Source organism: Acidobacteriota bacterium, assembly GCA_016195325.1.
Taxonomy (GTDB): domain Bacteria; phylum Acidobacteriota; class Polarisedimenticolia; order JACPZX01; family JACPZX01; genus JACPZX01.
Map to the genome: position 1 here is coordinate 1 of JACPZX010000050.1, position 23,816 is coordinate 23,816.

Sequence of the window (23,816 nt, forward strand, 5' to 3'; positions counted from 1 at the left end):
ACCGTCGCCGGCGTGAAGCTCACCCCCTCGATGGGGCTGACCTCCTGGGCCGCGTTCACGAAGACCGGCGACGAAACGACCGTCATGGGAGATCTCGTCCTCCTCGAGGACCAGGTGAACCCCGTGATGAGCGCGGCCCTCGACAACGGACTCGACGTCACCGCGCTCCACAACCACTTCTTGTGGGACTCGCCGCGAGTCATGTTCATGCACGTCGGCGGCACCGGTGAGGAGTCGAAGCTCTCGGAGGCGGTAGGCCGGATCTTCGCCACGATCCGGGAGACGAACGGCGGGAAGGGGAGCACACCAACTCCCCAAGCCGGTCCGAACGACCCGCTCGATGCAAAGAAGCTCGACGCGATGCTCGGTGCGGCGGGGGATCTCAAGGACGGCGTCTACAAGGTCACCATCGGCCGCGAGACGAGGATGCACGGGGCGTCGATGGGAGGGGCGATGGGGGTCAACACCTGGGCCGCCTTCGCCGGGAGCCCTTCGAGCGCCGTCGTGGACGGCGACATCGCGATGCTCGAGTCGGAATTGCAGGGGTATTGAAGGCGCTTCGCGGCGCCGGCATCAACGTCGTCGCGATCCATCTCGCGAAGGGGCTGCGCGCGGCGCTCGATCGGACGGGGAACGCGGGGGCGGCGAGGTAGGAGGCGGTCAGCTCCGAGTCATGCCGCCTGTCTCCAGCCTTTCGGCCCCATCTTCATGTGGACACATGCGGGTCGGGGGTTCCTCGACATCGTCGCGGCGAGGAGTCGGTGCAGCTCTTCGATCCTCGGGATGACGACCTCGAAGTCGCCGCAGCCGCCGCAGCGCCTGACCTCGATGTCGAGCAGGGTGACGCCGCGATACCTCGACTCCTCATACAGGTAGTTCTCTCGCCGTGAATCGAGGTCTCCGCCACACTGGTCGCACTTCATGGTTCTTCCCTCCGCGCCGTCACGAATCCCGTCACGACCTGTCCTCAATCCACCTCTCGCTCGTCGCCGTTCTCCAGCCAAGAGTACTCCCACGTTCACCATCTCGCCGCTCCACTCCTCCGCCGCCGCTCTGCTAGGATGACGGCGGCCTTTGGCAATCGGGGGAGAGCGGGAATGATTTGGGCGGGGAGTGGCCTGTCGGCGAAGTCCGACGGCCTGAAGGCGGCCGAGGAGGCAGCCTCAGCGGCGATGGCCGAGGCCGAGGAGGCAGCCTCAGCGGCGATGGCCGAGGCACGCCTCGAGCGCGCCGGGCTCGTCTTTCTCTTCTCGACCGCCGACCACGCGGCGAAGTACCCCGACATGCTCGCCTCCGTCCGGCGCATCACCGGGTGCGGCAACCTCGTCGGCTGCTCGGGTGCCGGCGTCCTCACCGCGGAAGGCGAGATTGAAGGGGAGAAAGGGGTCGCCGTCCTCGCCCTCGCGTCGGACCAGGCGACCGCCGCGCCGTTCGTCGTGCAGAACCTGAGAGGACGCGACCGCGATGCCGGGCGCGAGATCGGCGACCTCGTCGCGCCGTACCGGCGGGGGGACTCCCTCCTCGTCGTCTTCCCCGACACGCTCAACTGCAACCCCGACGCCCTCTTCACCGGGATCGCCGACGTTCTCGGCGAGATCCCGGTCGTCGGAGGCGGCGCGGCCGACGACGGCGCCGGGAAGGCGACGTACCAGATGTGCGGCGGGAAAGTCGTCCAGAACGGCGTCACCGGGGTGCTGCTGTCGGGAAGTCTGAGCTCGTCCATCGGGGTGACGCAGGCGTGCCGGCCGATCGGCAAGCCCTTCATCGTCACCGAGTGCGACGGGAACGTCGTCACGAAGCTCGGCGACCGCCCGGCGGTGCAGGCCCTCGCCGAGGCGCTCGGCCCGTCGCTGTGGGAGGAGGTCAGCCGCCTCGCCGGCTTCATCTTCGTCGGCTTCCCCGTGGACGACCGCGTCGCGGGGGCCTCCTTCGACCGCGGCGGGTACATCGTGCGGAACATCATCGGCGTGGACGGTGAGAGCGGAGCGATCACCATCGGCAAGGAGGTCGCGAAAGGGGACACGATCAGCTTCGTCCTCCGGGATCCGATGAGCGCCCGCGACGATTTGAAGGCGATGCTCGACGAGGAGGCGGCGGTCGGGTCGCTCGCGACGCCGCGCCTCGGCCTCTACTTCAACTGCTGCGCCCGCGGCTCGGGGCTCTACGGCATGGAGGGGATCGACACCGCTTTCATCCGGCGCGCCTTCGACGCGCTTCCCGTCGCGGGGTTCTTCGGCTTCTGCGAGATTGCGTCCATGCGTGGAATTGCCCGGCTGCACAACTACTCCGGCGTGATGACCCTCGTCTCCGAGATGACCCCCGCGGAGGGGATGGAGAGCCTCCAGTGATGCGCCTCGTCGAGTGCGTCCCGAACTTCTCCGAAGGCCGCGACCGCGGCGTCATCGATCGGATCACCGCCGAGGCGGCCGGGGTCGAGGGGGTCGCGCTCCTCGACGTGGACCCCGGCGCGGGGACGAACCGCACCGTCGTGACCTTCGCCGGCCCCCCCGAGGCGGTCGCCGAGGCCGCCTTCCGCTGCATCCGGAAGGCCGCCGAGCTGATCGACATGGCGAAGCACCACGGGGAGCACCCCCGGATGGGGGCGACCGACGTCTGCCCGTTCGTTCCGCTCTCGGGGGTCACGATGGAGGAGTGCGTGGAGATCGCGCGCGCCGTCGGGAAGCGCGTGGGCGCCGAGCTCGGCATCCCCGTCTACCTCTACGAGAACGCCGCGTCGCGCCCGGAGAGGCGGAGCCTCGCCGACATCCGTCAGGGGGAGTACGAGGGGCTCAAGGACAAACTGAAAAATCCGAAGTGGAAGCCCGACTTCGGCCCGGCCGCCTTCCACGCGGGAACCGGCGCCACCGTGATCGGGGCGCGCGAGTTCCTGATCGCCTACAACGTCTCGCTCAACACGAAGGACCGGCGCCTCGCCGAGGAGATTGCCCTCAACATCCGCGAGGCGGGGAGGCCGAAGAAGGGACCGGACGGCAAGCCGATGGTGGACGCGTCGGGGGAGGCGATCCGGATCCCGGGGACGCTCACGGAGTGCCGCGCGACGGGGTGGGTGATCCCCGAGTACGGCCGCGCGCAGGTGTCGATCAATTTGACCAACTACCGCGTCACGCCGCCGCACGCCGCCTTCGAGGAGGTCTGCCGGCAGGCGGCCGCGCTCGGATTGCGCGTGACGGGAAGCGAGATCGTCGGCCTCATCCCTCTCGAGGCGATGCTCATGGCGGGGCGCTACTACCGCGAGCGGCAGGGGAAGAGCCCGGCCGTCCCGGAGCGCGACCTCATCGAGATGGCCGGGCAGTCGCTCGCCCTCAGCGACGTCGGGCATTTCGATCCGTCGAAGAAGATCATCGAGCACCGCTTCCGGGGCGCGGCGGGGTTCGCCTCGCGCACCGTTCTCGAGTTCGTGGACGACGTCGCGGCCGACACGCCGGCTCCGGGCGGTGGATCGGTCGCGGCGCTGTGCGGATCGCTGGCGGCCGGTCTCGCGGCGATGGTCGCGGGGATCACCTATCCAAGGAAGGACGCGGAGGCGAACAGGCCGAAGCTCGCGGCGCTCGGCGGGCGGGCCTCGGAGCTGAAGGCGCAGCTTCTCGCCTCGGTCCAGGCCGACTCCGACGCCTTCGATCGGATGATGGCCGCACGCCGCCTCAAGGCCGCGACCCCCGGCGAGAAGGCGGTGAAGGAAGCCGCGGTCCTCGAGGCGACGATCGGCGCCGTCGAGGTGCCGCTGTCGGTCGTGCGCGGCGCGGCGGAAGTCCTCTCGGTCGCGTCGGAGGTCGCCGCAATAGGCGCCGCCTCGGCCCTCAGCGACGCCGGCGTCGCGGCCCTCGCCGCCCTCGCGGCGGCGGAAGGGGCTTTCGACAACGTCGTGATCAACCTTCCCGGCGTCACCGATCCCGCGCGGGCCGGCGCCCTCCGGCGCGAGGCCGATGCGGCGCTCGCCTCGGCGAAGGGAAGCGCCGCCGGGATCCGCGCCCGGGTGGAACGGGAGCTGAGAGCCGCCGCGAAGTGACCATCCTCGCCGGGGCGCTCGCCGCGCTCCTCGCCGGCGCGTCCCCGGCGCCACCCTCCGTGGATCTCGAGATCGACCGGCGTGTCCCCGAGGAGTTCGTCCGTCTCCTCGAGAAGAGAATCATCGACGACGACTCGCTCGACGCCTGGCTCGACCTTCCGGGGAACGCGGAGCTGTTCAGACAGGGGGCCGTCCGCGGGGAGCTGACCCGCGAGGAGCTCCGCGAGAACCTCTGGAACGCCATCCTCGGCCACGCCTCGCGCCGCGGGCACGGGCTCGGGAGCCTCGCCTTCGATCCCCCCGGCGACCTCATCCGGATGCTCGACGAGATCACGGCGCGCGAGCCGGAGATCAGGCAGCGCGTCGCGGATCGGGTGGCCGCGTACCTTCCCGCGGACGCGCCGCCCATCCGCGCCGTGGTCCGGCTCCATCTCGGGGGGACGTGGGACGGGAGGACGCGCGACGACATCTACATGAACCTCACCTTCCTCCACGGCTACACGGCGCCCTGGTTCGCCGGGATCGAGGGGATCCTCGCGCACGAGCTGACGCACATCGTCCACCGGCAGTTCGACGGCCCCCCGGAGGACGCGACGACCCCGGAGGGGCTCTTCGCCGTCGCGCTGGCGCAGATTCACTCGGAGGGGATCGCCCGTCACGTGGAGAGCGGCCTTCTCGCGGGGCCGTACCCGCAGGGGAGCTACGCCGCCTTCGTCGAGGCGAAGCACCGAGACGATCTCGCCGGGTTCACGACGGCGCTCCGGCACACCGAGGATCTCAGGACGACATGCCTCGAGCTCAAGGACGCCCTCACCTGCCGCAGGCTGATCCAGACCGGCCTCTGGCGCGGCGGCGAGACGTACGTGGTGGGGCAGGGGATGGCGCGCGCGATCGAGGCGGCGCTCGGGAGGGGGACGCTGGCCTCCAGTTTCGCGTCGGGAGGGGCGGGGTTCTTCAGGCTCTACGTCCAGGCGACGAAGATGCTGCCGGACCTTCCGCACTTGAGCGACGCCTTCGAGGCGACGCTTCCCGCGGCCGACGCCTACCTCGCGGCGAAGCGCGAGGCGTGGCGGCTCCGCCGGGATGCCCGGGCCGCCTTCGCGCGGAGCGACTACGCGGCGGCGGAGGTCGCGTGCCGCAAGGTCACCGATCTCGATCCGGCGGATCCGATCGCCGCCTACAACCTCGCGTGCGCGCTGTCGCGGCGCGGGAACGAGAGCGGCGCCCTCGAGTGGATCGAGCGCTCGATGAAGCTGGGGTACACCGACCGCGAGCACATGGCGGCGGACCCGGATCTCGACCCGCTGCGGCACGGGAAGTCGTACGGGAAGTTTCTGGAGCTGATCGGGACGGCGAAAACTCCGCAGCCCTGAGCGGGCGGGAGGATCACGTCGGGACGTCGATCTCCTTCGACGGATCGAACCTCTCGAAGTACATCCCGAGCGCCTCGATCCCCATCCACCCCTCGATGATCGCCGGGATCGCGGCGGCCGCCGCGGCGAACGGAACGATGATCGCGCCGAAGACGGGCCAGCCGAAGACGATCGCCGCCGCCATGATCGCGGCCGTCGGCAGGAACGTCAGCGCGAGGACGAAGAGCCGGAGAACGCCGGCGATCATCTGCTGCCCCATCGCCTCGATCCCCCGCACCCGCTGCATCCCCAGGCGGTGCCACGAAGGAAAGGCGAGAAGGGCCGCGTTCTGCACGAGCGACGTCACGAGGTTCAGGGGCGCCGATAGGATCGCCGCCCCGATCGCGATCGCGAGCCACCCCCCCGTCGGGATCCCTGCCGCGCCGCTCATCAAAGGCACCGCCATCGTGAGAAAGACGACCTGGATGAGAGACAGGACCGTGACCGGGGCGATCACCTCGCCGAGGACGAGCGACCGGCCCGAGAGGGGATAGGTCTTGATGAGATCGATCATCCGGAGGTCCATCCGGAAGTCGGAGCGGACGAGGCCGGGGCCCACGAGGACGAGCACCCCGGCGAGGACCAGGAAGACCGTCCCGAAGACGTGAAGGACCTCGGCCCACCCGTGGCGCGCGACCTGCGCCGACATGATCGTGAGCGCGACGGCGGGCCCGATCAGAATCAGGAGATGCCGCGGCGAGATGAGGCGGCTGGTCGCGATGAGGTTCTTCCAGAGGATCGCGACCTCGGGGCGCCCGTGAGGCCCGAGCACGAAGGGAGGGCGGCGGTCGCCGGCGCGGACCCTGAACCCGTCGCGCCTCCCGGTGACGGCACGGGCCGCGCGCTCCACGGCCTTCCGGGCCGCGCGATCGGCCGAGGCCTCCTCGAAGGCGAAGTCGGACCGGATGACCCACGCGTAGTTGAGGACGAGGATCCCGAGGGCCGGGACGAGGGCGAGGAGGAACGCCGGCAGGTCGGCCGCGAAGATCGGGTGGATGAGGAGGCGTGTCGGGAGCAGGATCCACGCGAGCGGCCCCGCCGTGACCATCTGCGCCGCATACGTCTCCATGTGGCCGTGCTCCGAGGCGAGGGGAGGCCGCAGCCAGAAGAGCCACCACGCGCCGACGGCGAGAACGACGGCGCCGACGGCCGCGAAGACCGGCCACGTGCGGCGCACGGCGCTCGTTCCGTGGGTCAGGAGATTCGACCGCACGATCGTCGTCGCGAGGAAGTGGAGCTGGATCGAGGCGAGGACGATCCATGCGCCGATGAACGCGCGGGGGAACGACGGCGCGATACGCCCCAGGGCGAAGAAGCTGAGCATGAAGACGCCGAAGAGGATGCCGAACTGGCTCCTCATGAGGCTGAAGTCGATGAGCTGGCGGCGGGTCAACGGCGCGGGGAAGAGGAAGGCGACCTCCGTCTCGCTGAAGTCCAGGACGGGCTTCGCCCCGGGCCAGAGCCAGCGGAGGAGCGCGGCACCGAGAGCGAGCGCCGCAAGCCCGGCCTCGATCGTGGTCGTGACGTCCCCCGGGAAGACGATGCCGCGCTGCCGCATCATGTCGAAGGCGTTGACGGCGCGCCACGGGCGCCAGACGAAGATGATGTACGCGAACCCGACGATACTGCCTGCGAGGTACCGCGCCTGCCGGAGGCGCTTCACGCGCGTCACGAGGCGGTTCTTGAGGGTGCGGGCCTGGAGCTCGAGGAGGACGCCGATCACGTGGTCTTCGTCACTTTGAAGAAGATCTCCTCGAGCGTCGCGTCCTTCGAGATCTCCCCGACGCTCGCCGAGATCTCCTCGAGCGTCCCGTGGATGATCTTCTTCCCGCCGTGGAGGACGAGCACCCGGTGGCAGATCTCCTCGACGAGGGAGAGGAGGTGGGAGCTGATGAGGATGGCGCACCCGGCGGCGGCGCGCGCGGCGATCGTCTGCTTCATGCGGCGGATGCCGGCGGGGTCGAGGCCGGTCAGCGGCTCGTCGAAGATGAGGACCTTCGGGTCGTGGATCAGGCCGCAGGCGATCGAGAGCTTCTGCTTCATCCCCCGGGAGAGCTCGAGGGGAAGGGCCCTCTCGCGTCCGGTCAGCTCGAGCTCCTCGAGGAGCGTAGCGGCGGCCGACGTCATCCCGTCGACGCCGTAGAGGCGGCAGACGAACCTCAGGTGCTCCTCGACGGTCAGGTACTCGAAGAGCTTCGGCTCGTCCGGAATGAAGGAGACGAGCCGCTTCGCCTCGACGGGGTCGTCCTTGATGTCGTGGCCGCCCACCTGGATGCGGCCGCCGCTCGGCGGGATGATCCCGGCGAGGCACCTCAGGGTGGTCGTCTTCCCGGCGCCGTTGGGCCCGACGAGGCCCAGGACTTCACCGGCCGGGACGGTCAGCGAGAGGGAATCGACGGCGCGGAAATCGCCGTAGAGCTTGGTGAGATCCTGGACCTCGATCATCGGCCGAAGAACGATTTCTTCTCGGATTTGTTCCCTGCTTTTTTCGCGGGGGCCTTCCTGCCGAGCTCGACGAGGGCTTCGCCGTTCTCGGGGTCCCACGCGAGCAGTTTCTCATAGACTTCGTGAGATCGCTTCATGAGGCCGCCGCCCTTGTAGAGGCGGGCGAGGTTGAGGTACGCGGCCGCCATCCCCTGGTTGAGCGCGATCGCCTGGAGGAAGCTCTCCTCGGCCTTCTTGCGCCACTTCGGGTTCTTCGTCTGGACGACGCCGAGGTAGAGCCAGTAGTCCGCCTTCGTGGGGTCGAGCTGCGTCGCCGTTTCGAGAAGGCGCAGCGCATCGAAAAGCTCCTCGGCCTCGAGGTGCTTGCGCGCGCGGGAGTAGCTCTCGCGGGCCTGGGTCGGGAGATCGGCGTCGGGCGCCTTCGGCGCGCCCGCGTTCGCCTGGATCTCGCGATCGTACTCCGCGCGGGCCACCGCGTCGGTGAGGGTGTTGTAGGCCCCCGTGGTCATCGCGAACATCGCCTCGACCCCCGGCAGGAGATCCTCGATCTCGGCGCGCCGGTGCTTGTCGGGGTGGAATCGCTTGGCCAGCTTGTAGTAGGCCCTGCGGATCGCGGCCTCGTCGGCGCTCTTCTCGACGTCGAGGACGGCGTAGTGGTCGACGCCGGCGCACGCCTCGATGCGCGCCTGGAGCTCGGCGCGCTCCTCCTCGATCGAGAGGCCGTCGGCGCCGGCCCGGGCGGCGGCGACGGCCGTCCGGTTCAGAAACGCGTCGAGGGCCGAGGCCTTCCGGACGGGGCGCGTGTCGGCCGAAGGCTCCGCCGTGAAGAGAGGGGCGCTGGGCGCGAGGAGGACACCGGCGGCGACGAGCCCGTAGAGGGACTTCAGCGTCTCGTCGGCGTCGAGCGGGCTCACCGAGACGATCTCGTCGATCGTCAACGAGCCGTCCGCGCGGGACATCAGGAATCCCTGCGACGCCGTGAGGGACGTCCGCGGGGAGATGGAGGGCGGCGGGTCGTTGTGTCGGAGCTTCGTCTCCCCCGGAATCTCGCGGCGGATCTGTCCGGGATAGATCGCGGCCGCGGTGAGATCGAGGATGAGGTCGGCGGCGTTCAGCCGCGCGGCGGCGACGCCGGGTCGGGTCGCGTTCGCCGTCGAGGCGATGAAGGCGGCCTCGTCGTCGGAAGCGAGCGAGCTCATCAGGATCGCGAGCGCCGCCTCCCGGACCTTCGGGTCTCCGGAGCCCGCGGGCGGCGCGCCCGGAGCGGGCTTCGGCGCCCCCGCCTTCACCGCGCGCAGGAGCAGCCCCCGCTCGAAGACGAGGACGCCGCTCTCGGCGCCCCGCGTCATCAACGAGCCGCTCTCCTCGGATCTCTGGATGCGCGAGAGGAGGGCGAGCAGGTGGCTGAGGGCGAGCGCCGGGCCGGCCTCGCTCACGAGGCACCTCCCGCCGCGACGTCGCGAATCCAGGACGTCAGAAAGGCCTCGTACCCCTCGCCCGTCGCCGAGGTCAGGGCCGCGCCGATGTCGTTGGCGCGGCCGAGCGCGTCGAGAAGATCCAGCAGTTGGGAGAACGAGTACGTCTTCAGAAAGTACTCGACGAGGGAGAGCGCGAGGGGATAGGAGAAGTCGGCGTCGATTTGCGCGGGGGTGGCCCGCGCGAACTTCGCGGCGAGGTCCCTGCCCGCACGCCCCGTGGTCTTCCCCTCCTGCCACTGGGCGATTCCCTCCTGGAGCCAGCGCGGGGAGTTGCCGTGGGTCTTGTGGTAGACCATGCAGTGGGTCAGCTCGTGCGTGAAGACGCTCTTCGCCTCGTTCGTGAGGTGCGAGAGGCCGCCGATGGGGACCCGGATCTGCCCGTCGAAGAGGCCGCCGACCCACTTCGGGGAGCGCGTGACGTCGAAGAACGCGTCGCGCGAGTAGAGCGTGACGATCACGATCGAGGCGGGGTAGACGTTGTACCTGGAGCTCAGCTCTCCGAACTCTGCCTCGAGGTGATCGAGGATCTCGCGGCTCAGATCCTGGGACGCCCGGTCGCCGTCGTACTTCAGCGTGAAGTGGGCCGCCCCCGCGCGGAAGAAGTCGGCCTCGGCGCTGAGCTGGCGCTTCGCCTTCTGGAGCTTCTCCTGAAGCGCGGCGTCGGTCTCGACCTTCAGCGAGCGCTCCCACAGGTCGATCGCCTCGGGGAGCCGATCGGTCCGGTACGCGACCTCGCCGAGCAGGGCGAGGCCGATGGCATCCCCGGGGCGCAGCACCAGCGCGTTCTGGATCAGGGACTCCGCGTCGTCGTTGCGCCCCTGCGTCATGCGCACGCGGGCGAGGTTGAGCAGCGGAGCGGCGAGGTTCGGGTCGGCGTCGACGGCGAGCCGGTACTCGGATTCGGACTCGTCGAGGTCCCCCGATCGCGCCGCCTCGTTCCCTAGAAGCGTGTGGAGGATCGCCTCCTCCCGCTTGACGGCGCGCTCGTCCACGCCGGGCCTGCCGACAGCGGCCTCGACGACCCGGAGTCGCTGCCGCCACGCCTCGGGGGTTCCCGCCGGCGCGGCGGGGGGCTCGATCGGGGGGACGAGAGGCGCGGCCGCGGTGGGAGAGGCAGCAGAAGGCTGGGCCGCCGGGCGCGCGCTCGCCCCGGCCGTGTCGCGCTCGATCCTGTCGATCTGGTCCTTCGGGATGCCGATGACGCCGCCGGCGCGCCGGTACCTGATCTCGCCGTCCTGCTCCCACCACTGCGCCGCGGGAACGCGCGCGCCGTTCTTCAGCCGGATGGTGTCGGCGTGCGATGCGCCCGGGAAGGAGATCGCCGCGGCGGCGAGGGCGGCGAGAGCGACGAGCCGCGCTCGGAGCCGGCCGTCAGAGACCCGTGGCGACGGGAGGATGGGGATCCTTGAGGAAGGATGACGGGACGCCCGCGCGAGCGCTTTCCGCAGCGCTCTTGCTCGGGAAGATCCCCCAGAGCATCCGGTAACAGGCCTGCCCCTTGAAGTTCGTCGGGATGATGAAGAACTGTGTGGCTCCACGAGTTGACCCGGCGGCGCGCGCAATGGTCGTCGGCTCACAGGCAAGCGCGAGCTGAACAGTATACATGCCCTTGCGCTCGCCAAGCCCGGCCGCGAACCTGCCGGCGGCATCGCCGTAGGCCCCGGAGTCAATCAGCCGCCGACCTTCCTTGAACGCGCCGCTCGAAAAGATAGAGCCTGGCGGCGCCTCGGCAACTCGTGGGGCAGGCTTCACCTTCGCCGGCCTCGGGGCTCTTTCGACGCGCGGGGGGTTCACTCTCTCTGGCTCGGGGGAGGCTTTCGGCGTCGTCGGGATATCGAGCGAGGCGGCCCGGATCGCCTGTCCCGTGTTCTCCGGAGGGGAGGCGGTCTCCGGCGCGAAAGCCGCGGGGGCCACCACGGCCGCGGGCGGGAGGGCGTGCCCCGTGCCCTGCGGCGCGGCTTCCTCGGGATTCCCCCGCGCCCCGCCGAAGAGGACGACCAGCGCGAACGCGAGCCCTGCGAACGCCGCCGCGAGTCCGCCCCAGGTCGCCCACCGCCTGGGGTGGGCCGCTTCGGACGGCATGCGCGACGGCTCGTAGACCCACGCAGGGGAGGCGTCCTCCGCCTGAGCCTCCTCCTCGGTCACCGGCTCTTCTGTCGCCTCGTCGGTCTCCGGCGCGGCGCTGACGTCGTCGGGTTCGCTCGCCATCTCAATCGGGCGGGTCGCATCACTCTCCGTCGAGGGCGGGGTGTCGAACAGCTGGATCGCGTCCTCGATCTCCTCGTCGTCGAGGAGCGGCGCCACGGGAATCCCCGGCTTCAGCGCCACCTCCGTCTCGCGCTCGGCGCCTTCGATCATCGCCTCGCCCGCCTCTTCGTCCGCTTGCCCGCCGGCGTCATCCCGGCCGAGGGCAGGACGGACTTGCTCCGCTTCGGGGGCACGCTCGATCTGGATGACCGGCTCGTCGTACGTCGCGGAGACGACCTCGGGATCGGGAATGGACAGGCGCGCGGGGAGGACCGGCATCGGCCGCGTTCCAGAATCGTGGCCCTCCGCGTCCGCCGCCGCGGGCGATGCTCCGGCCATGAGCGGGGTGGTCGCGGGGGGCTGAAGCGGAATAGGGAGCGTCGGGCGCGCCGACTTCCGGACCCCTCCCGGCGGAGTCGCGGCCATGGGAATCGTCTCGTAATCTCCCGGCTCGCCGCGGTCCTCGGACGCGGGGGACTCCGAGAGCGGCAGCCTCGGCGCGCTCTCCCGCGCCGCACTCTCCCGCGGCTGTGCGCGCCTGCGGGAGGGGGGTCGCTCGGGCTCGGGGATGGGAGGCGCGGGAGGGGCCGCGGTGGCGCCTCCCTCCACCGGTCGCGCCAACCCGAGGACCTTCAGCGCGGCGAAGGCGGCCGAGATGAGGAAATCGGACAGGGGGGAGAGCGCGCAGATGTCGGCGACGGTTCGCGTGCCGTCGGCCTTGCCCATCAGTCCCGCGAGCTCGACGGGGATGCTGAGGGAGGCGCGCACGAGATCGTCGGGCCGGACGATCAGCACCGCGTCCAGAGTGCCGATCTCGTCCAGGACTCGACCCCGGTCGCCGGACGACATCAGACCCTCCAGGACCAGGTCCCGCGGATCTATCTTGAGGCTGGGAGTCCCGTGCGGGAGCGGGCCGGGAATGGTCTCATAGCGTCCCTCACGCCAGGTGAAGAGGCCCAGCACGAGAGCGGTCACGCGCTCGCGGTCGGCCTCCTGGAGCTCACGGGCGGTGAGGAAGCCGAGATCGAGGAGGGTCTGACGGACCTGCGACGCGCCGGATTTCTCCTCTGCGAGGCGCCACTGATCCGGGCGGAGCATCCCCCGGTTGATGAGGTGAACCCGTATCGATTCCTCGGGGTCATCCGACGCGGCCCACGCGACGCGGCCGCGCTCGATGAGAATTTCCTTGGAGATCGTGACGCCGGGGCGGACGGTGGAGCGGGCGCGGAAGTATCCGGTGAAACCCTGTTCCCAGAAGCGGGCGAGGAGACGCGCGAATCGAAGAGTCTCGATCTGTCCGCTTGGCGAATCTTCGGTTGGGCTCATCCGCTACCGTGGGGTCCTGCGCGCGACCGATCGGCATCAAGAGGCGGGGAGATTATAAAGGACGCCGGCTCCGGGAGTCAATGGATGGAACGGAAAAGTGCGTGATAGACTGAACGCTCCGGAGAAGCAGGGAACATCCCGGGAAACTCCATGATCCCCCCTCCACCCCCCCCCGAGTCCCCTCCCTCTCGCGGCCAGGATCTCGTCGTCATCGGCAGTGGCGTCGCCGGTTTCTCGGCGGCGATCGAGGCCGCCCGGCTCGGGCTCCGGGTTCTCCTGGTCACGAAGGACTCCATCCGGGACAGCGCGACCGAGAACGCGCAGGGAGGGGTCGCGGTCGCGCTCAACGAAGGAGAGGACGACGTCGAGCTCCACTTCCGCGACACGATGGCCGCGGGTGACGGGCTCTGCGACGCGCGCGCGGTGCGCGCCCTGGTCGAGGACGGGCCGCGGCGCGTCTCGGATCTCATGCGTCGCGGCGCGACGTTCGATCGCGAGGGGGATCGCCTCGCCTTCGCGAAGGAGGGGGCGCACAGCGCCCGGCGCGTCGTCCATGCCGGGGGCGACTCCACGGGGCACGAAATCGTCCGCGCGCTCCTCGGGGCCGCGGCGGCGTTTCCCGGGATCGAGATCCGCGCGGGAGCGCTCGCGCTCGATCTGATCGTGGAAAGGGGACGCTGTGCGGGTGTTCGGATCCTCGGCGGGAGCGGCGAGCTCCGGACGGAGCGGGGGGCCGTGGTCGTCGCGTCCGGCGGCGCCGGCCAGGTCTATCGCGAGACGACGAACCCCCCCCAGGCCACGGGGGACGGCGTGGCCATGGCGTGGCTCGCCGGGGCCCTCGTCCGCGACATGGAGTTCGTCCAGTTCCACCCGACGTGCCTCGCGATCCCGGGAGCGCCCCGATTCCTGATCTCCGAGGCGCTGCGCGGCGAGGGGGCGCACCTGCGGGGGCGCGGCGGCCGGCGCTTCATGACCGAGCTGGAGCCGGCGCGGGCGGAGCTGGCCCCGCGCGACGTCGTGGCCCGGGCCATCGCGCGCGAGATGCGCGAGTCGGGAGCGACGAGCGTCGCGCTCGACGTCTCGCACCTCGACGCGCAGAGGATGGCCCGGCGCTTTCCCCGGATTCACCGGACGTGCCTCGAGCACGGGATCGACATGACGCGAGGGGCGATACCCGTGAGCCCCGCGGCGCATTACATGATGGGAGGGGTCGCCACCGACCTCCTGGGGCGCACGACCCTTCCCGGCCTCTACGCCGTCGGGGAGGCGGCGTGCACCGGGGTCCACGGCGCGAACCGGCTCGCCAGCAACTCGCTTCTCGAAGGGCTCGTCTTCGGCGCCCGGGCAGGAGAGGCGGCGGCGAACGATCTCGCCGGGAGCGGCGCCAGGTGGGCCGGGGAGATACCCGGGATTCGGGAGTCGGCGTCTGCATTGTGCGCGGATGGGATCGTGTCCGAGGTCGGTCCGGAGCTCGTCTCCATCGCCGCCGCGGGCGAGGTCCTCGCCGGGCTCCGCGATATCGCGTGGCGTGACGTGGGGCTCCTTCGAGACGCGGCCGGGCTCACCCGCGCCTCCTCCGGATTGCGAGCGCTTCCGCGGCGCCCGGAGCCCGGGAACGCGACGCGGCAGGGGATCGAGGCGCGCAACCTGCTCGTCGTCGCGTCGCTCATCGCGACATTCGCCTCAGCGCGGACCGAGAGCCGCGGCGCCCACCACCGGCTCGATCATCCCGCGAGGGACGACGCCCGATGGCGGCGATCTCTCCTGCTTGGAGTGGAAGGCTCGTCCTACGAGGCGGCCCCCGCGCGGGAGGCGCAACTGCCCGGGTGAGAGGCGCGGGAGGAGGCGCCCCGGCGGGCGCTATGAGCTCGGGTCGACGTAGTCCTTCGGGATGTTGAAGATCTTCCCGTCCCCGATCTTGATCAGGTAGTGCCGCGCCCATTCCTTGATGATGTGAACCTGGTCGCCTGCGGTCAGGATGACCTCGGCGGGCTCGGCGTCCTTCTGGAGCCGGTGGTACATGAGCACGTCCTGGGTGATGGTCGGCATGGGAAACGGCCTCCGAACAAGGGCGGCCATGTTAGCAGATGGCGCCGCCCGGTCCAATTCTCAGTGGATGAGGCGGAAGACGCGGCGGTAACGCGACTTGGTCACGAAGTGGAGCACCTTGTTGACGACGCTCTTCGTGCGCTCCACGACCCCCGTGCGGGTGTAGTCCCCCTCCTCGCCGGTGAACGACCAGAAGATGACGAAGGCGCGTCCCTTGATGTTGTCGCGCGGGACCGCACCCCAGCTGCGGCTGTCCTTCGAGTTGTCGCGGTTGTCGCCCATCGCGAAGTATGACCCCTCGGGAACCATGAAGGGCCCGAAGTTGAAGTGCTCGTCGGTCCGAAACCTCTGGAACCCCCTGGGCGGCGCGCCCGCCGCGCTCCGGCCGGGGCTGTCTCCCTCCTTGACGCGGTTCCACTCGTCCTGGCTGAGCGCCGTCTCGTGGACCTTGTAGGGCTCATCCAGGGGCCTGCCGTCGATGAAGACCGTCTTGTCGCGGATCTCGAGCACCTCGCCGGGAAGGCCGATGATCCTCTTGATGTAGTCCTTCTCCGGCTCCTCGGGGTACTTGAAGACGATGATGTCCCCGCGCTGCACATCGCGGACGGGAAGGAGGGTCTTCTCGATCGAGGTCGCGCGCGGCGCGTAGATGAACTTGTTCACGACGATGTAGTCGCCGATGAGGAGCGTCGGGATCATCGAGCCGGTGGGGATCTTCGACTGCTGGAAGACGAAGGCGCGCGCCCCGACGACGAAGATGACGCAGATGACGATCGTCTCGAAGTAATCCCTCAGGATCCCCTTCGGCGGGGGCTCGTGGGGCTGCGTCAGCGGGAGGGCTTCGGCGGTCATCTAGGGTTCCTCAGGCGTTCGACGATGTGGACGGCCTCTTCCGGCGTCGCGGCGTGGGCGGTCGCCTCGGCCTGGCCGGGCGCGAGAAGATCTCGGCGGACGAGATCGTCGACGAAACCGTTCCAGAAGGGGCCCGTCATCACGATGGGCTTGCCGCCGAGGAGACCCGCGCGATGAAGGGCCCAGAGGAAGGCGGCTTCTGCGAGAGTTCCCGCTTTGCCGGGCAGGATGATATAGGCGTCGCTGAGCTCGATCAACCGGCGCGTCCTCTCGAAAAGATTGGGCTCCTGGTGCTCGACGGAGAGGAACGGGTTGCCACGGCCGCGCGCGAAATCACGCGTCGTGACGCCGATGGCCGTCCCTCCCGCCTCGCGCGCGCCGCGGCTCGCCCCCTCCATCACGCCCGCGTACCCGCCGCTCACCACGCCGTAGCCCGCGCTGGCGAGGAGGTATCCGACGCGCCGCGCGGACTCGTAGAGCGGGTCCCCCGGGGGCGGCTCCGACGAGCCGAAGACCGCGACGTTAGTAGCCAACGGCCGCTCCGTATCCGCGGGCGTCCGACGCCCCCCGCAGCGCCCCCGACGCACCGTCGAACAGGATCGCCTGGATGTCCCCCCGCATCCCCGTCGGGGCGATCTCGTGGCCGCGCTTCCTGAGGGCCTCGGCGACGTCGGCGCTCAGCGCGTCGCGCTCGCAAGAGATCCGGTCGGGGAGCCACTGGTGATGACAGCGCGGCGCGTCGACCGCCGCCTGCAGGTCCATCCCGAAGTCCACGACGTTGACGATGACCCGCAGCACCATCGTCGCGATGCGGCTTCCGCCCGGTGTGCCGAGGGCCAGGTACGGGCGGCCGTCCTTGAGAAGGATCGCCGGAGTCATCGTCGAGAGCATCCGGCGGTTCGGGCCGACCGCGTTCGCCTCGCCGCCGACCAGGCCGTAGAGGTTCGGCTCGCCGGGGGCGACGCTGAAATCGTCCATCTCGTCGTTCAGGAAGAACCCCCACCCGTCGACCATCTCTCCGTTCCCGAAGTACCGATTGAGGGTGTACGTGTTCGTGACGACGTTGCCCATCGCATCGGCGATCGTGAAGTGCGTGGTCGATCCCGACTCCTGGAAGGAGGGCTTTCCGGGGCCCGCGTCGCGCGCCGGGGTCGCGCGCTGGGGGTCGAACGTCGCCATGGATCGCTTCGAGTAGTCGCGCGAGAGGAGCCCGGCGAGAGGGATCCGGACGAAGTCGGGATCCCCCATGAACTCGGCGCGATCGGCGTACGCTCGCTTCATCACCTCGGCGGCGAGGTGCTCGTAGGCCGACGAGCCGGCACCCATGCCCTTCACATCGAACGGCTCGAGCATGTGGAGCATCTCGACCAGGAGGGCGCCTCCCGAGGATGGGGGCGGGACCGAGATCACGTCGAGGCCCCTGTACGTGTCGCGGATGGGCTCCCGCCGCGCGGCCCGGTAGCGCGCGAGATCCTCCGAGGTGAGGATCCCGCCGCCCCGCTTCATCGTCGCGGCGAAGGCCGAGGCGATCTCCCCCTCGTAGAACGCCCGGGGACCTTCGCGCGCAATCCGCGAGAGGCACTTCGCGAGATCTTTCTGGACGAGCACCTGCCCTGGCGCGGGCGCCCTGCCGTCGGGAAAGAAGATCGCCGAGGCGGCCGGGTTCCTCATGAGGCGGGCCGACGACTCCGCGAGGTCGTCGGCGAGCCCGTCGGGGACGGGAAAGCCGGTGCCGGCGAGATCGATCGCCGGAGCGAGGAGGCGGTCGAGGGGGATGGTGCCGGCGAGATCGCGCGCCAACGCGAGGCCGGCGACGCTCCCGGGAACGCCGACCGAGAGGGCCCCCTCGGTGCTGGCGCGCTCTTTCACCTTCCCGCTCGCGTCGAGGAACATGTCGCGGCGGGCGGCGGCCGGCGCCGTCTCGCGATAGTCCACGACCAGGACGCGGCCGTCCGCCATGCGCGCGAGGAGGAACCCGCCTCCGGCGAGGTTTCCCGCCTGAGGGTACGTGACGGCGAGCGCGAAGCCGGTGGCGACGGCGGCGTCCACCGCGTTCCCTCCGGCGCGCAGGATGTCGAGGGCCACGCGGGCGGCGGTGGGTTCGGGGGTGGCGACCATGGCGTGCGGTGCGGATGGCGCGGGCCGGACCGCCGCGAGGAGCGTGGCCGGAAAGACCAGCCACGACGCGGCGGTCGCGGCGACGATGCGGATTCCTCGAGGGCGCGGGCCGCGGCCCGCGCGGCGCGTCAGGTGGTGCATGGGATCCTCCGAAGGGGGGCGCACGATATCACACGCCGCGCGCCTCCCTTCGAGGCCGGAAGGGCCTACCGGCCGCCCGCGTCGCCGCCGCGATCCATCCCGAGCTTTCCCCGGAGATCGTCGATCCGGCGCCTCAGAGCCTGTTGCTTCGCCATGAGGACTCCGAGGTACGTGGCGACGGCGAGCCAGATGAAGGAGTAGGCGCAGAAGAGGTACCAGAAGTTGTCGTTCACGCGTTCCTCCGTCTCGCGTGCTGTTCCTGGAGCGCCGCGAGCTCATCCTCCGCGGTGCCGATGGGGATCCGGATCGCCATCAGGCACGCGTAGAGCATCAGGTAGACGAAGATGCAGAAGACAAACACGACCCGCATGTCGGGGTCGAGCCCGCCGCCGCCGGAGGGCTGGAGCACGACAGGGTGCAGCCCGCGCCACCAGGTGACGGATCGGTAGACGATGTAGATGTCGAGCGCCCCCACGATGCCGAGCACCGCCGAGAAGCGCGCCTGCTGATCGCGGCTGTCCGTGTACCGGCGCACCAGAACGTAGGAGACGTAGATCAGCCAGAGGACGAGCGTCATCGTCAACCGCGCCTCCCACGTCCACCAGGTTCCCCACACCGGACGCGCCCAGAGAGGGCCGGTCACGAGGACGATCGTGCAGAAGAGGAGCCCGATCTCGGCGCTCGCGTGCGCGACGACGTCGAAGATCAGCGCCCGCTTCCAGAGGTACAGCAGCGAGGCGACCCCCGTGACGGCGAAGGCGAGGAAGGCGATGATGCCGGCGGGGGCGTGGAAGTAGAAGATCCGCTGGACGTCGCCCATCACCTTCTCGGTCGGCGCCTCGAGAAACGCGCCGTGAAGCCCCTTCACCACCATCAGGCCGAGGATGGCGGGGAGGACGAACGGGAGGGCCTTTCTCAGGCTCGACATCTCACTCCTCGATGATGAACTCGAACGTCAGGAACGCGGCCGTGACGAAGACGGCGTCGAAGGCCGCGGCGATCACGAACCATTCCTTCGCGCCGGAGAGCGAGCCCGTTCGCATCACCGCCCTCGTCGTCTCGACGGCGGCGATGATGATCGGGACGCAGATCGAGAAAAGCAGCAGGGGGAGCAGGACCTCGCCCCGTCGCGTGCGGGCCGTCAGGGCGCCGAGGAGCGTTCCCACGCCGGCGAACCCCAGCGTGGAGACGGCGAGCACCGCCGCGAGCGCGCCCAGTTTTCCCAGGATCGGGAAATTGAAGAGCACGGCGCTGAGCGGCACGAGGATGAGCTCCACGCAGAGCATCATCGTCAGGTTCGACAGCATCTTCCCGAGGTAGATCGACGACGGATCGATCGGCGCCAGCAGAAGGCCCTGCATCGCGTCCCCGTCCTTCTCGATGACGAACGAGTGCGACAGCGCCAGGATCCCCGCGAAGGTGAAGGTCACCCACAGGACCCCCGGCCCGATCTCCCGGAAGTCCGTGGTCGTGAAATCGAACGTGAAGTTGAAGATGACGAGGACCAGCAGCGAGAAGAAGAACATACCCGAGACCGAGTCGAGGGTCCTCCACTCGAGCCTGAGATCCTTCAGCCATATCACCCACGCTTTTCTCAGGATGTCCACGCCTCGACCCTGGAGGCGTAGAGGGCCTCGAGCTCCCCCCGCGTCATCCCCGACACGGGCCGATCCTCGACGAACCGTCCGTCGGACATGATCGCGATGCGCGTGGACAGCTCGAGCCCTTCCTCGAGATTGTGCGTGACCATCAGCACGGTGCGGCCCCGGCCGCGGATCGCGTCGAGAAGCGATCTCAGGACGCGCGCCGCCTGCCTGTCGAGGCCGGTGTACGGCTCGTCGAGGAAGACGACCTCGGGATCGTGCAGCAGCGCGCGCGCGATCGTCAGCCGCTGCTGCATGCCGCGGGAGTAGGTCCTCACGAGATCGGAGGCGCGGTGGGAGAGACCGACCTGCGAGAGCATCGAGTCGACGCGGGCGTCGCGGTCGGGCAGGTCATAGAGCCGCGCGTAGAACCGCAGGTTTTCCCTCGCGGTCAGGCCGCCGTAGAGGAACGGCGCGTGGGCAATCAGCCCGATGCGCGAGCGCGTCGCGGGTGCGCCCCGCGCGTGCGGCAGCCCCAGCAGCTTCACCTGGCCCGCGGTCGGCCGGAGCAGCCCGCAGAGAAGGCGGAGGAGCGTGGTCTTCCCCGCGCCGTTGGGCCCGAAGATCGTCAGGAACTCGCCGCGGCGCACCGTGAGATCCACACCGTCGACGGCGGGGAGGGCGCCGAAGCTCCGCCGCAGCCCTCGCGCCTCGATGGCCGCGTCAGCGGGCATGCTTCCCGGCGGGGCGCGGGGTGGGTTCGCCGCGGGCGTCGATCGCCTTCAGGACCTCCACAGCCTCGCCCGCGAGACGCTCGCGAGTCTCCTCGAAGTCCTCCTTCGAGAGCTTCCCGATGCGGTACTCCATCTCGAGGTCCTTGATCGCCGAGAGCTTCTCCTGCCGCCGGTGCAGCAGATCCTCCCGCTCGGCCGCCGCCAGATCGTGCCGCTCGCCGCTCGCATCCCCCCATCCGAGAATCGGGGAGAGGATCCACAGGGCGGCGGAGGCGAGGACGGCGGCGCAGATCGCGAAGATCATCCTTCATGCTCCTTGAGTTCCTTCTCGAGTCGTTCACGGTAGCGGCGCTCCACCGGATCCCCGGGGGCCGAACTCTCCGCAATCGACGCGCTCGGTCCGACCGTCTCGACGGTCTCCGGTCGCACCCATCCCCGCAGGACGACGGTCAGCGAGGCGAGAAGGAGGATCGCCACGGCGAAGGGAACGAGCCAGCCGACGAGATTGATCCCGGTCTTCTCCGGAGTCGCGAGGATCTGCGGGCCGAATTCGTCGACGTAGGCCTTGATGATGTCGTCGGGCTTCCCCCCCGCGGCGATCTTCGAGGCGACCTTGTCCCTCTCGTCCGCCGCCATCCCGCACGTGCACTCGTGAAGCGTCTGGTTGACGCATCCGCCGCACATGCAGAGCACGCGCGTCGTCACCTTCATGACGTCGGGGGACTTCTCCTCGACACCGCCGGGGGCCGGCGGAGGATGGGGGGCGGTCATGCCCGCCCCCCGCGCGGCGGCAGGGTCCGTCTGCGCCGACGCCGGCGCCGCGACCATCGCGCCGAGCGTCAGCGCGAGAAGGAACAGCGCGACCGGACGGAGGACGCTCCGAGCGGAACGGGCGCCGGGATCAGGTGGCCGCATGCCGGGCCTCCCGCGCCGGCGCGGCGGCCAGGGCCGTCACGCGCGACCACTCGGGGAGCACGGCGATGTGCGTTCCGAGGATGAGGATGAACCCGCCGATCCAGATCAGCGAGACGAGCGGGTTCAGGTAGACCTTGAACGTGTAGCCGCCGGTCTGGGGGTTGGCGTCGACGAGGACCGTGTAGACGTCGTCCGACAGGTGCGGGGGCCACTGCCACATGCCGTAGATCGCCGTCTCGGTCGTCGGCTGCTCGCTCGCCCTGAAGAACCATTTCTCGGGCTGGAGGCGCGCGACCTCCGCTCCGCCCCGGTTCACCGAGAGGACGGCGCCGAGAACGTCCTTGTTCGAATCGGTGGACGAGACGGTGTCGACGAACGTCAGCTTGTACTGGCCGATCGACATCGACTCGCCGCGCTTCAGGGTCGCGGAGGCGTCCTGCTGGAATCCGGCCGAGCCGGCCACCCCCGCGAAGACGAAGACCATCCCGACGTGGACGAGGTAGCCCCCGTAGCGCCGCTTGTTCCGCGCCACGAGCGTGGACACTCCCACGACGAGGTTCTCACCGGCCACCGCCTGGCGGGCCCGCGCTCCCCGGTAGAATTCCACGGCGATCGTGCCCATGACGAAGACGCAGAGCCCGAACGCCGCGAGCGCGTACGGATGGCGCATGCCGACGATGAAGAGCAGCAGCGACGTCGCGGCCCCGGCGAGAATCGGCTTGGTGAAGTTCACGCGGAGATTGCGCGCGGAGGCGCGGCGCCACGCGATGAGGGGGCCGACTCCCGTCAGGAACAGGAGGAGCAGCGAGATGGGGACGTTCCATTGGTTGAACCAGGGAGGCCCGACGCTGACCTTGGAGCCGGTGAAGGCCTCCGTGAGGATCGGATAGACGGTCCCCCAGAAGACCGTGAAGCAGATGGCCACGAAGACGACATTGTTGAAGAGGAAGGCGCTCTCGCGGCTGAGGAACGAGTCGAGCCGGTGATCCGCCTTGAGGCGCGGCAGGCGCCAGACGAGAAGGGAGAGCGACACGGTGACGATGACGAGCAGGAAGCCCGAGAACCACGGGCCAATCCCCGATCGCGCGAAGGAATGGACGGAGGCGATGACGCCGCTCCGAGTGATGAAGGTTCCGAAGATCGAGAGGCAGAAGGCGATGATGACCAGGACCATGTTCCAGACCTTCAGCATCCCCTTCTTTTCCTGGATCATCACGGAGTGGATGAACGCGGACATCGCGAGCCACGGCATCAGGCTCGCGTTCTCGACCGGATCCCACGCCCAGTACCCGCCCCAGCCGAGCTCGACGTAGGCCCAGTACCCGCCCTGGAGGATTCCAATCCCCAGGCAGAACCACGCGAAGAGGCTCCACCTCCGAATCGTGACGATCCATTCGTTGCCGAGCCGCCCCGAGAGGAGCGCCGCGATCGCGAACGCGAAGGGAACCGCGACGCCGACGTAGCCGAGGTAGAGGGTCGGTGGGTGCGTCACCATCAGCGGGTGCTGGAGGAGCGGGTTCAATCCCGTGCCGTTCGCCGCGGCCCCGGTGCCGCGCTCGAACGGGTTGGCCACGAACGTCAGCAGGACCAGGAAGAAAGTGAGGACGCTCATGAGCGTCGCCGTGACTCCGGGCATCAGGTCGCGGTTCCGGCGGCGGTTCTGGGTCACGACGAGGAGGGAGAAGACCGAGAGGATCCACGCCCAGAGAAGGAGCGACCCGGCCTGCCCCCCCCACAGGGCCGCGACCTTGTAAACCGACGGCTGCGAGCGCGTCGAGTTCTGCGCGACGTAGAGCAGCGAGAAATCGTCGTCGAGAAAGGCCTTGATCAGCGAGAGTGCGCTGATGGTGACGAGGATTCCGGCGGCCTGCGCCGCGCGCTCGCCGCTGCGCACCAACTCGGAGAGGGTGTTGGCGCGCCCGAGCCACGACGTGAGGATGGCCCAGACCGAGCAGACCAGCGCCAGGAGGATGCAGAAGTTCCCGAGTTCGCCCATGGGGTCAGGAACCCGGAGTCTGGGTCGTTGCGGTGTCGGTCGGGATCCCCGCGGGGTGCTCGGTCCCCATCTTCTCGTACTTCGACGGGCACTTCGCGAGGAGGCTGCGCGCGTGGAAGCTTCCGTCCGCCTCGCGCGAGCCCTCGATCACGACTTCGCCGCCTTCCTTGAACGTGTCGGGAACCTCGCGCGCGTACACGACGGGAAAGGATCGCTTGCCGTCGGTGATTGCGAAGCTGACGCCGGCACCGTCCTCGAAGCGCACGACGCTTCCCTTGACGACGTTCCCGTTGACGCGAAACCCCCGCGCGGGGAGAGATGCCTGCTTGTCGAGATACTCGCCGACCGTGATGTAGTAGACCAGGTTCTCCTTGAAGGAGACCCCGGCCAGAGCGACAAGACCGCCGGCGATGATGAGGAGCCCGACGGTCAATTGGATGCCTTTACGTCCCATCTGGACCTCCTGTTGGTGCGCGACGGGAGACCGATTGCG

General features: G+C 69.6%; 23 protein-coding genes and 1 pseudogene. 6 read left to right on the forward strand and 18 right to left on the reverse strand.

All coding sequences use genetic code 11. The features are described from left to right. Window positions 1-653: pseudogene (locus HY049_09855) on the forward strand (DUF1259 domain-containing protein). A gap of 18 nt (window positions 654-671) precedes the next feature. On the opposite strand, the gene HY049_09860 reads toward HY049_09855, so the two are convergent. After that, window positions 672-1,025 (reverse strand): YgiT-type zinc finger protein, encoded by a 354-nt coding sequence (locus HY049_09860; GenBank protein ID MBI3449205.1) that lies wholly within the window; start codon window positions 1,023-1,025, stop codon window positions 672-674. A gap of 72 nt (window positions 1,026-1,097) precedes the next feature. Between HY049_09860 and HY049_09865 the strand changes: the two genes are divergently transcribed. Genes HY049_09865 through HY049_09875 form a run of 3 tightly spaced genes read left to right on the forward strand, consistent with a single transcriptional unit; the run spans window position 1,098 to window position 5,400 of the window. Continuing rightward, window positions 1,098-2,348: an FIST C-terminal domain-containing protein gene (locus HY049_09865; protein MBI3449206.1), complete on the forward strand. Its 1,251-nt coding sequence runs from the start codon at window positions 1,098-1,100 to the stop codon at window positions 2,346-2,348. After that, entirely contained in the window at window positions 2,348-4,027 is a 1,680-nt protein-coding gene (gene ftcD, locus HY049_09870) for a glutamate formimidoyltransferase (protein ID MBI3449207.1), read from the forward strand. The genes HY049_09865 and ftcD overlap by 1 nt, the downstream gene beginning before the upstream one ends. After that, window positions 4,024-5,400, forward strand: coding sequence for a hypothetical protein (locus tag HY049_09875; GenBank protein ID MBI3449208.1), 1,377 nt, complete (start codon window positions 4,024-4,026; stop codon window positions 5,398-5,400). The genes ftcD and HY049_09875 overlap by 4 nt, the downstream gene beginning before the upstream one ends. 13 nt (window positions 5,401-5,413) lie before the next feature. On the opposite strand, the gene HY049_09880 is transcribed toward HY049_09875, so the two are convergent. From HY049_09880 to HY049_09895, 4 genes are read right to left on the reverse strand one after another with little or no spacing between them, the layout of a single operon-like run. Next, window positions 5,414-7,162 (reverse strand): hypothetical protein, encoded by a 1,749-nt coding sequence (locus tag HY049_09880; GenBank protein MBI3449209.1) that lies wholly within the window; start codon window positions 7,160-7,162, stop codon window positions 5,414-5,416. Further along, window positions 7,159-7,884 (reverse strand): ABC transporter ATP-binding protein, encoded by a 726-nt coding sequence (locus HY049_09885; protein ID MBI3449210.1) that lies wholly within the window; start codon window positions 7,882-7,884, stop codon window positions 7,159-7,161. The genes HY049_09880 and HY049_09885 overlap by 4 nt, the downstream gene beginning before the upstream one ends. Beyond that, a complete protein-coding gene (locus tag HY049_09890; GenBank protein MBI3449211.1) occupies window positions 7,881-9,320 on the reverse strand; it encodes a DnaJ domain-containing protein in 1,440 nt (479 codons plus the stop codon). The genes HY049_09885 and HY049_09890 overlap by 4 nt, the downstream gene beginning before the upstream one ends. Beyond that, window positions 9,317-10,354, reverse strand: a complete 1,038-nt coding sequence (locus HY049_09895; GenBank protein ID MBI3449212.1) for a tetratricopeptide repeat protein — start codon at window positions 10,352-10,354, stop codon at window positions 9,317-9,319. The genes HY049_09890 and HY049_09895 overlap by 4 nt, the downstream gene beginning before the upstream one ends. Before the next feature lie 112 nt (window positions 10,355-10,466). Between HY049_09895 and HY049_09900 the strand changes: the two genes are divergently transcribed. Further along, on the forward strand, window positions 10,467-10,781 hold the full coding sequence (locus tag HY049_09900) for a hypothetical protein (GenBank protein MBI3449213.1): 315 nt from the start codon (window positions 10,467-10,469) through the stop codon (window positions 10,779-10,781). Here HY049_09900 and HY049_09905 read toward each other — a convergent pair. After that, window positions 10,734-12,935 carry a hypothetical protein gene (locus HY049_09905; GenBank protein ID MBI3449214.1) on the reverse strand — a complete coding sequence of 734 codons (2,202 nt, stop codon included), beginning with the start codon at window positions 12,933-12,935 and terminating at the stop codon, window positions 10,734-10,736. The genes HY049_09900 and HY049_09905 overlap by 48 nt on opposite strands. Before the next feature lie 150 nt (window positions 12,936-13,085). On the opposite strand from HY049_09905, the gene nadB reads away from it, so the two are divergent. Then, window positions 13,086-14,765, forward strand: a complete 1,680-nt coding sequence (gene nadB / locus HY049_09910) for an L-aspartate oxidase (protein ID MBI3449215.1) — start codon at window positions 13,086-13,088, stop codon at window positions 14,763-14,765. A gap of 30 nt (window positions 14,766-14,795) precedes the next feature. Here the strand turns inward: nadB and HY049_09915 are convergent, their stop codons facing one another. The 12 genes from HY049_09915 to HY049_09970 form a co-directional block, all read right to left on the reverse strand. Further along, window positions 14,796-14,984 (reverse strand): hypothetical protein, encoded by a 189-nt coding sequence (locus HY049_09915; GenBank protein ID MBI3449216.1) that lies wholly within the window; start codon window positions 14,982-14,984, stop codon window positions 14,796-14,798. Between the two features lie 60 nt (window positions 14,985-15,044). Next, window positions 15,045-15,836, reverse strand: a complete 792-nt coding sequence (gene lepB, locus HY049_09920) for a signal peptidase I (GenBank protein ID MBI3449217.1) — start codon at window positions 15,834-15,836, stop codon at window positions 15,045-15,047. Beyond that, window positions 15,833-16,369 carry an LOG family protein gene (locus tag HY049_09925; protein ID MBI3449218.1) on the reverse strand — a complete coding sequence of 179 codons (537 nt, stop codon included), beginning with the start codon at window positions 16,367-16,369 and terminating at the stop codon, window positions 15,833-15,835. Before HY049_09925 ends, lepB begins: the two co-directional genes overlap by 4 nt. After that, window positions 16,359-18,095, reverse strand: coding sequence for a gamma-glutamyltransferase (gene ggt / locus HY049_09930; protein ID MBI3449219.1), 1,737 nt, complete (start codon window positions 18,093-18,095; stop codon window positions 16,359-16,361). The genes HY049_09925 and ggt overlap by 11 nt, the downstream gene beginning before the upstream one ends. A 65-nt stretch (window positions 18,096-18,160) precedes the next feature. Further along, the gene (locus HY049_09935) at window positions 18,161-18,328 is read right to left on the reverse strand and encodes a CcmD family protein (protein ID MBI3449220.1); all 168 of its coding nucleotides are present in this window, start codon (window positions 18,326-18,328) and stop codon (window positions 18,161-18,163) included. Further along, window positions 18,325-18,969, reverse strand: coding sequence for a cytochrome c biogenesis protein CcsA (gene ccsA, locus HY049_09940; GenBank protein ID MBI3449221.1), 645 nt, complete (start codon window positions 18,967-18,969; stop codon window positions 18,325-18,327). The genes HY049_09935 and ccsA overlap by 4 nt, the downstream gene beginning before the upstream one ends. 55 nt (window positions 18,970-19,024) lie before the next feature. Next, window positions 19,025-19,702, reverse strand: coding sequence for a heme exporter protein CcmB (locus HY049_09945; GenBank protein ID MBI3449222.1), 678 nt, complete (start codon window positions 19,700-19,702; stop codon window positions 19,025-19,027). Continuing rightward, window positions 19,690-20,412, reverse strand: a complete 723-nt coding sequence (ccmA, locus tag HY049_09950; protein ID MBI3449223.1) for a heme ABC exporter ATP-binding protein CcmA — start codon at window positions 20,410-20,412, stop codon at window positions 19,690-19,692. Before ccmA ends, HY049_09945 begins: the two co-directional genes overlap by 13 nt. Next, window positions 20,402-20,716, reverse strand: coding sequence for a hypothetical protein (locus HY049_09955; GenBank protein MBI3449224.1), 315 nt, complete (start codon window positions 20,714-20,716; stop codon window positions 20,402-20,404). Before HY049_09955 ends, ccmA begins: the two co-directional genes overlap by 11 nt. Then, window positions 20,713-21,327: a cytochrome c-type biogenesis protein CcmH gene (locus HY049_09960; GenBank protein ID MBI3449225.1), complete on the reverse strand. Its 615-nt coding sequence runs from the start codon at window positions 21,325-21,327 to the stop codon at window positions 20,713-20,715. The genes HY049_09955 and HY049_09960 overlap by 4 nt, the downstream gene beginning before the upstream one ends. Further along, window positions 21,314-23,323 (reverse strand): heme lyase CcmF/NrfE family subunit, encoded by a 2,010-nt coding sequence (locus tag HY049_09965; protein MBI3449226.1) that lies wholly within the window; start codon window positions 23,321-23,323, stop codon window positions 21,314-21,316. Before HY049_09965 ends, HY049_09960 begins: the two co-directional genes overlap by 14 nt. A gap of 4 nt (window positions 23,324-23,327) precedes the next feature. Next, window positions 23,328-23,777 carry a cytochrome c maturation protein CcmE gene (locus HY049_09970; GenBank protein ID MBI3449227.1) on the reverse strand — a complete coding sequence of 150 codons (450 nt, stop codon included), beginning with the start codon at window positions 23,775-23,777 and terminating at the stop codon, window positions 23,328-23,330. Between the last annotated feature and the right edge of the window lie 39 nt (window positions 23,778-23,816).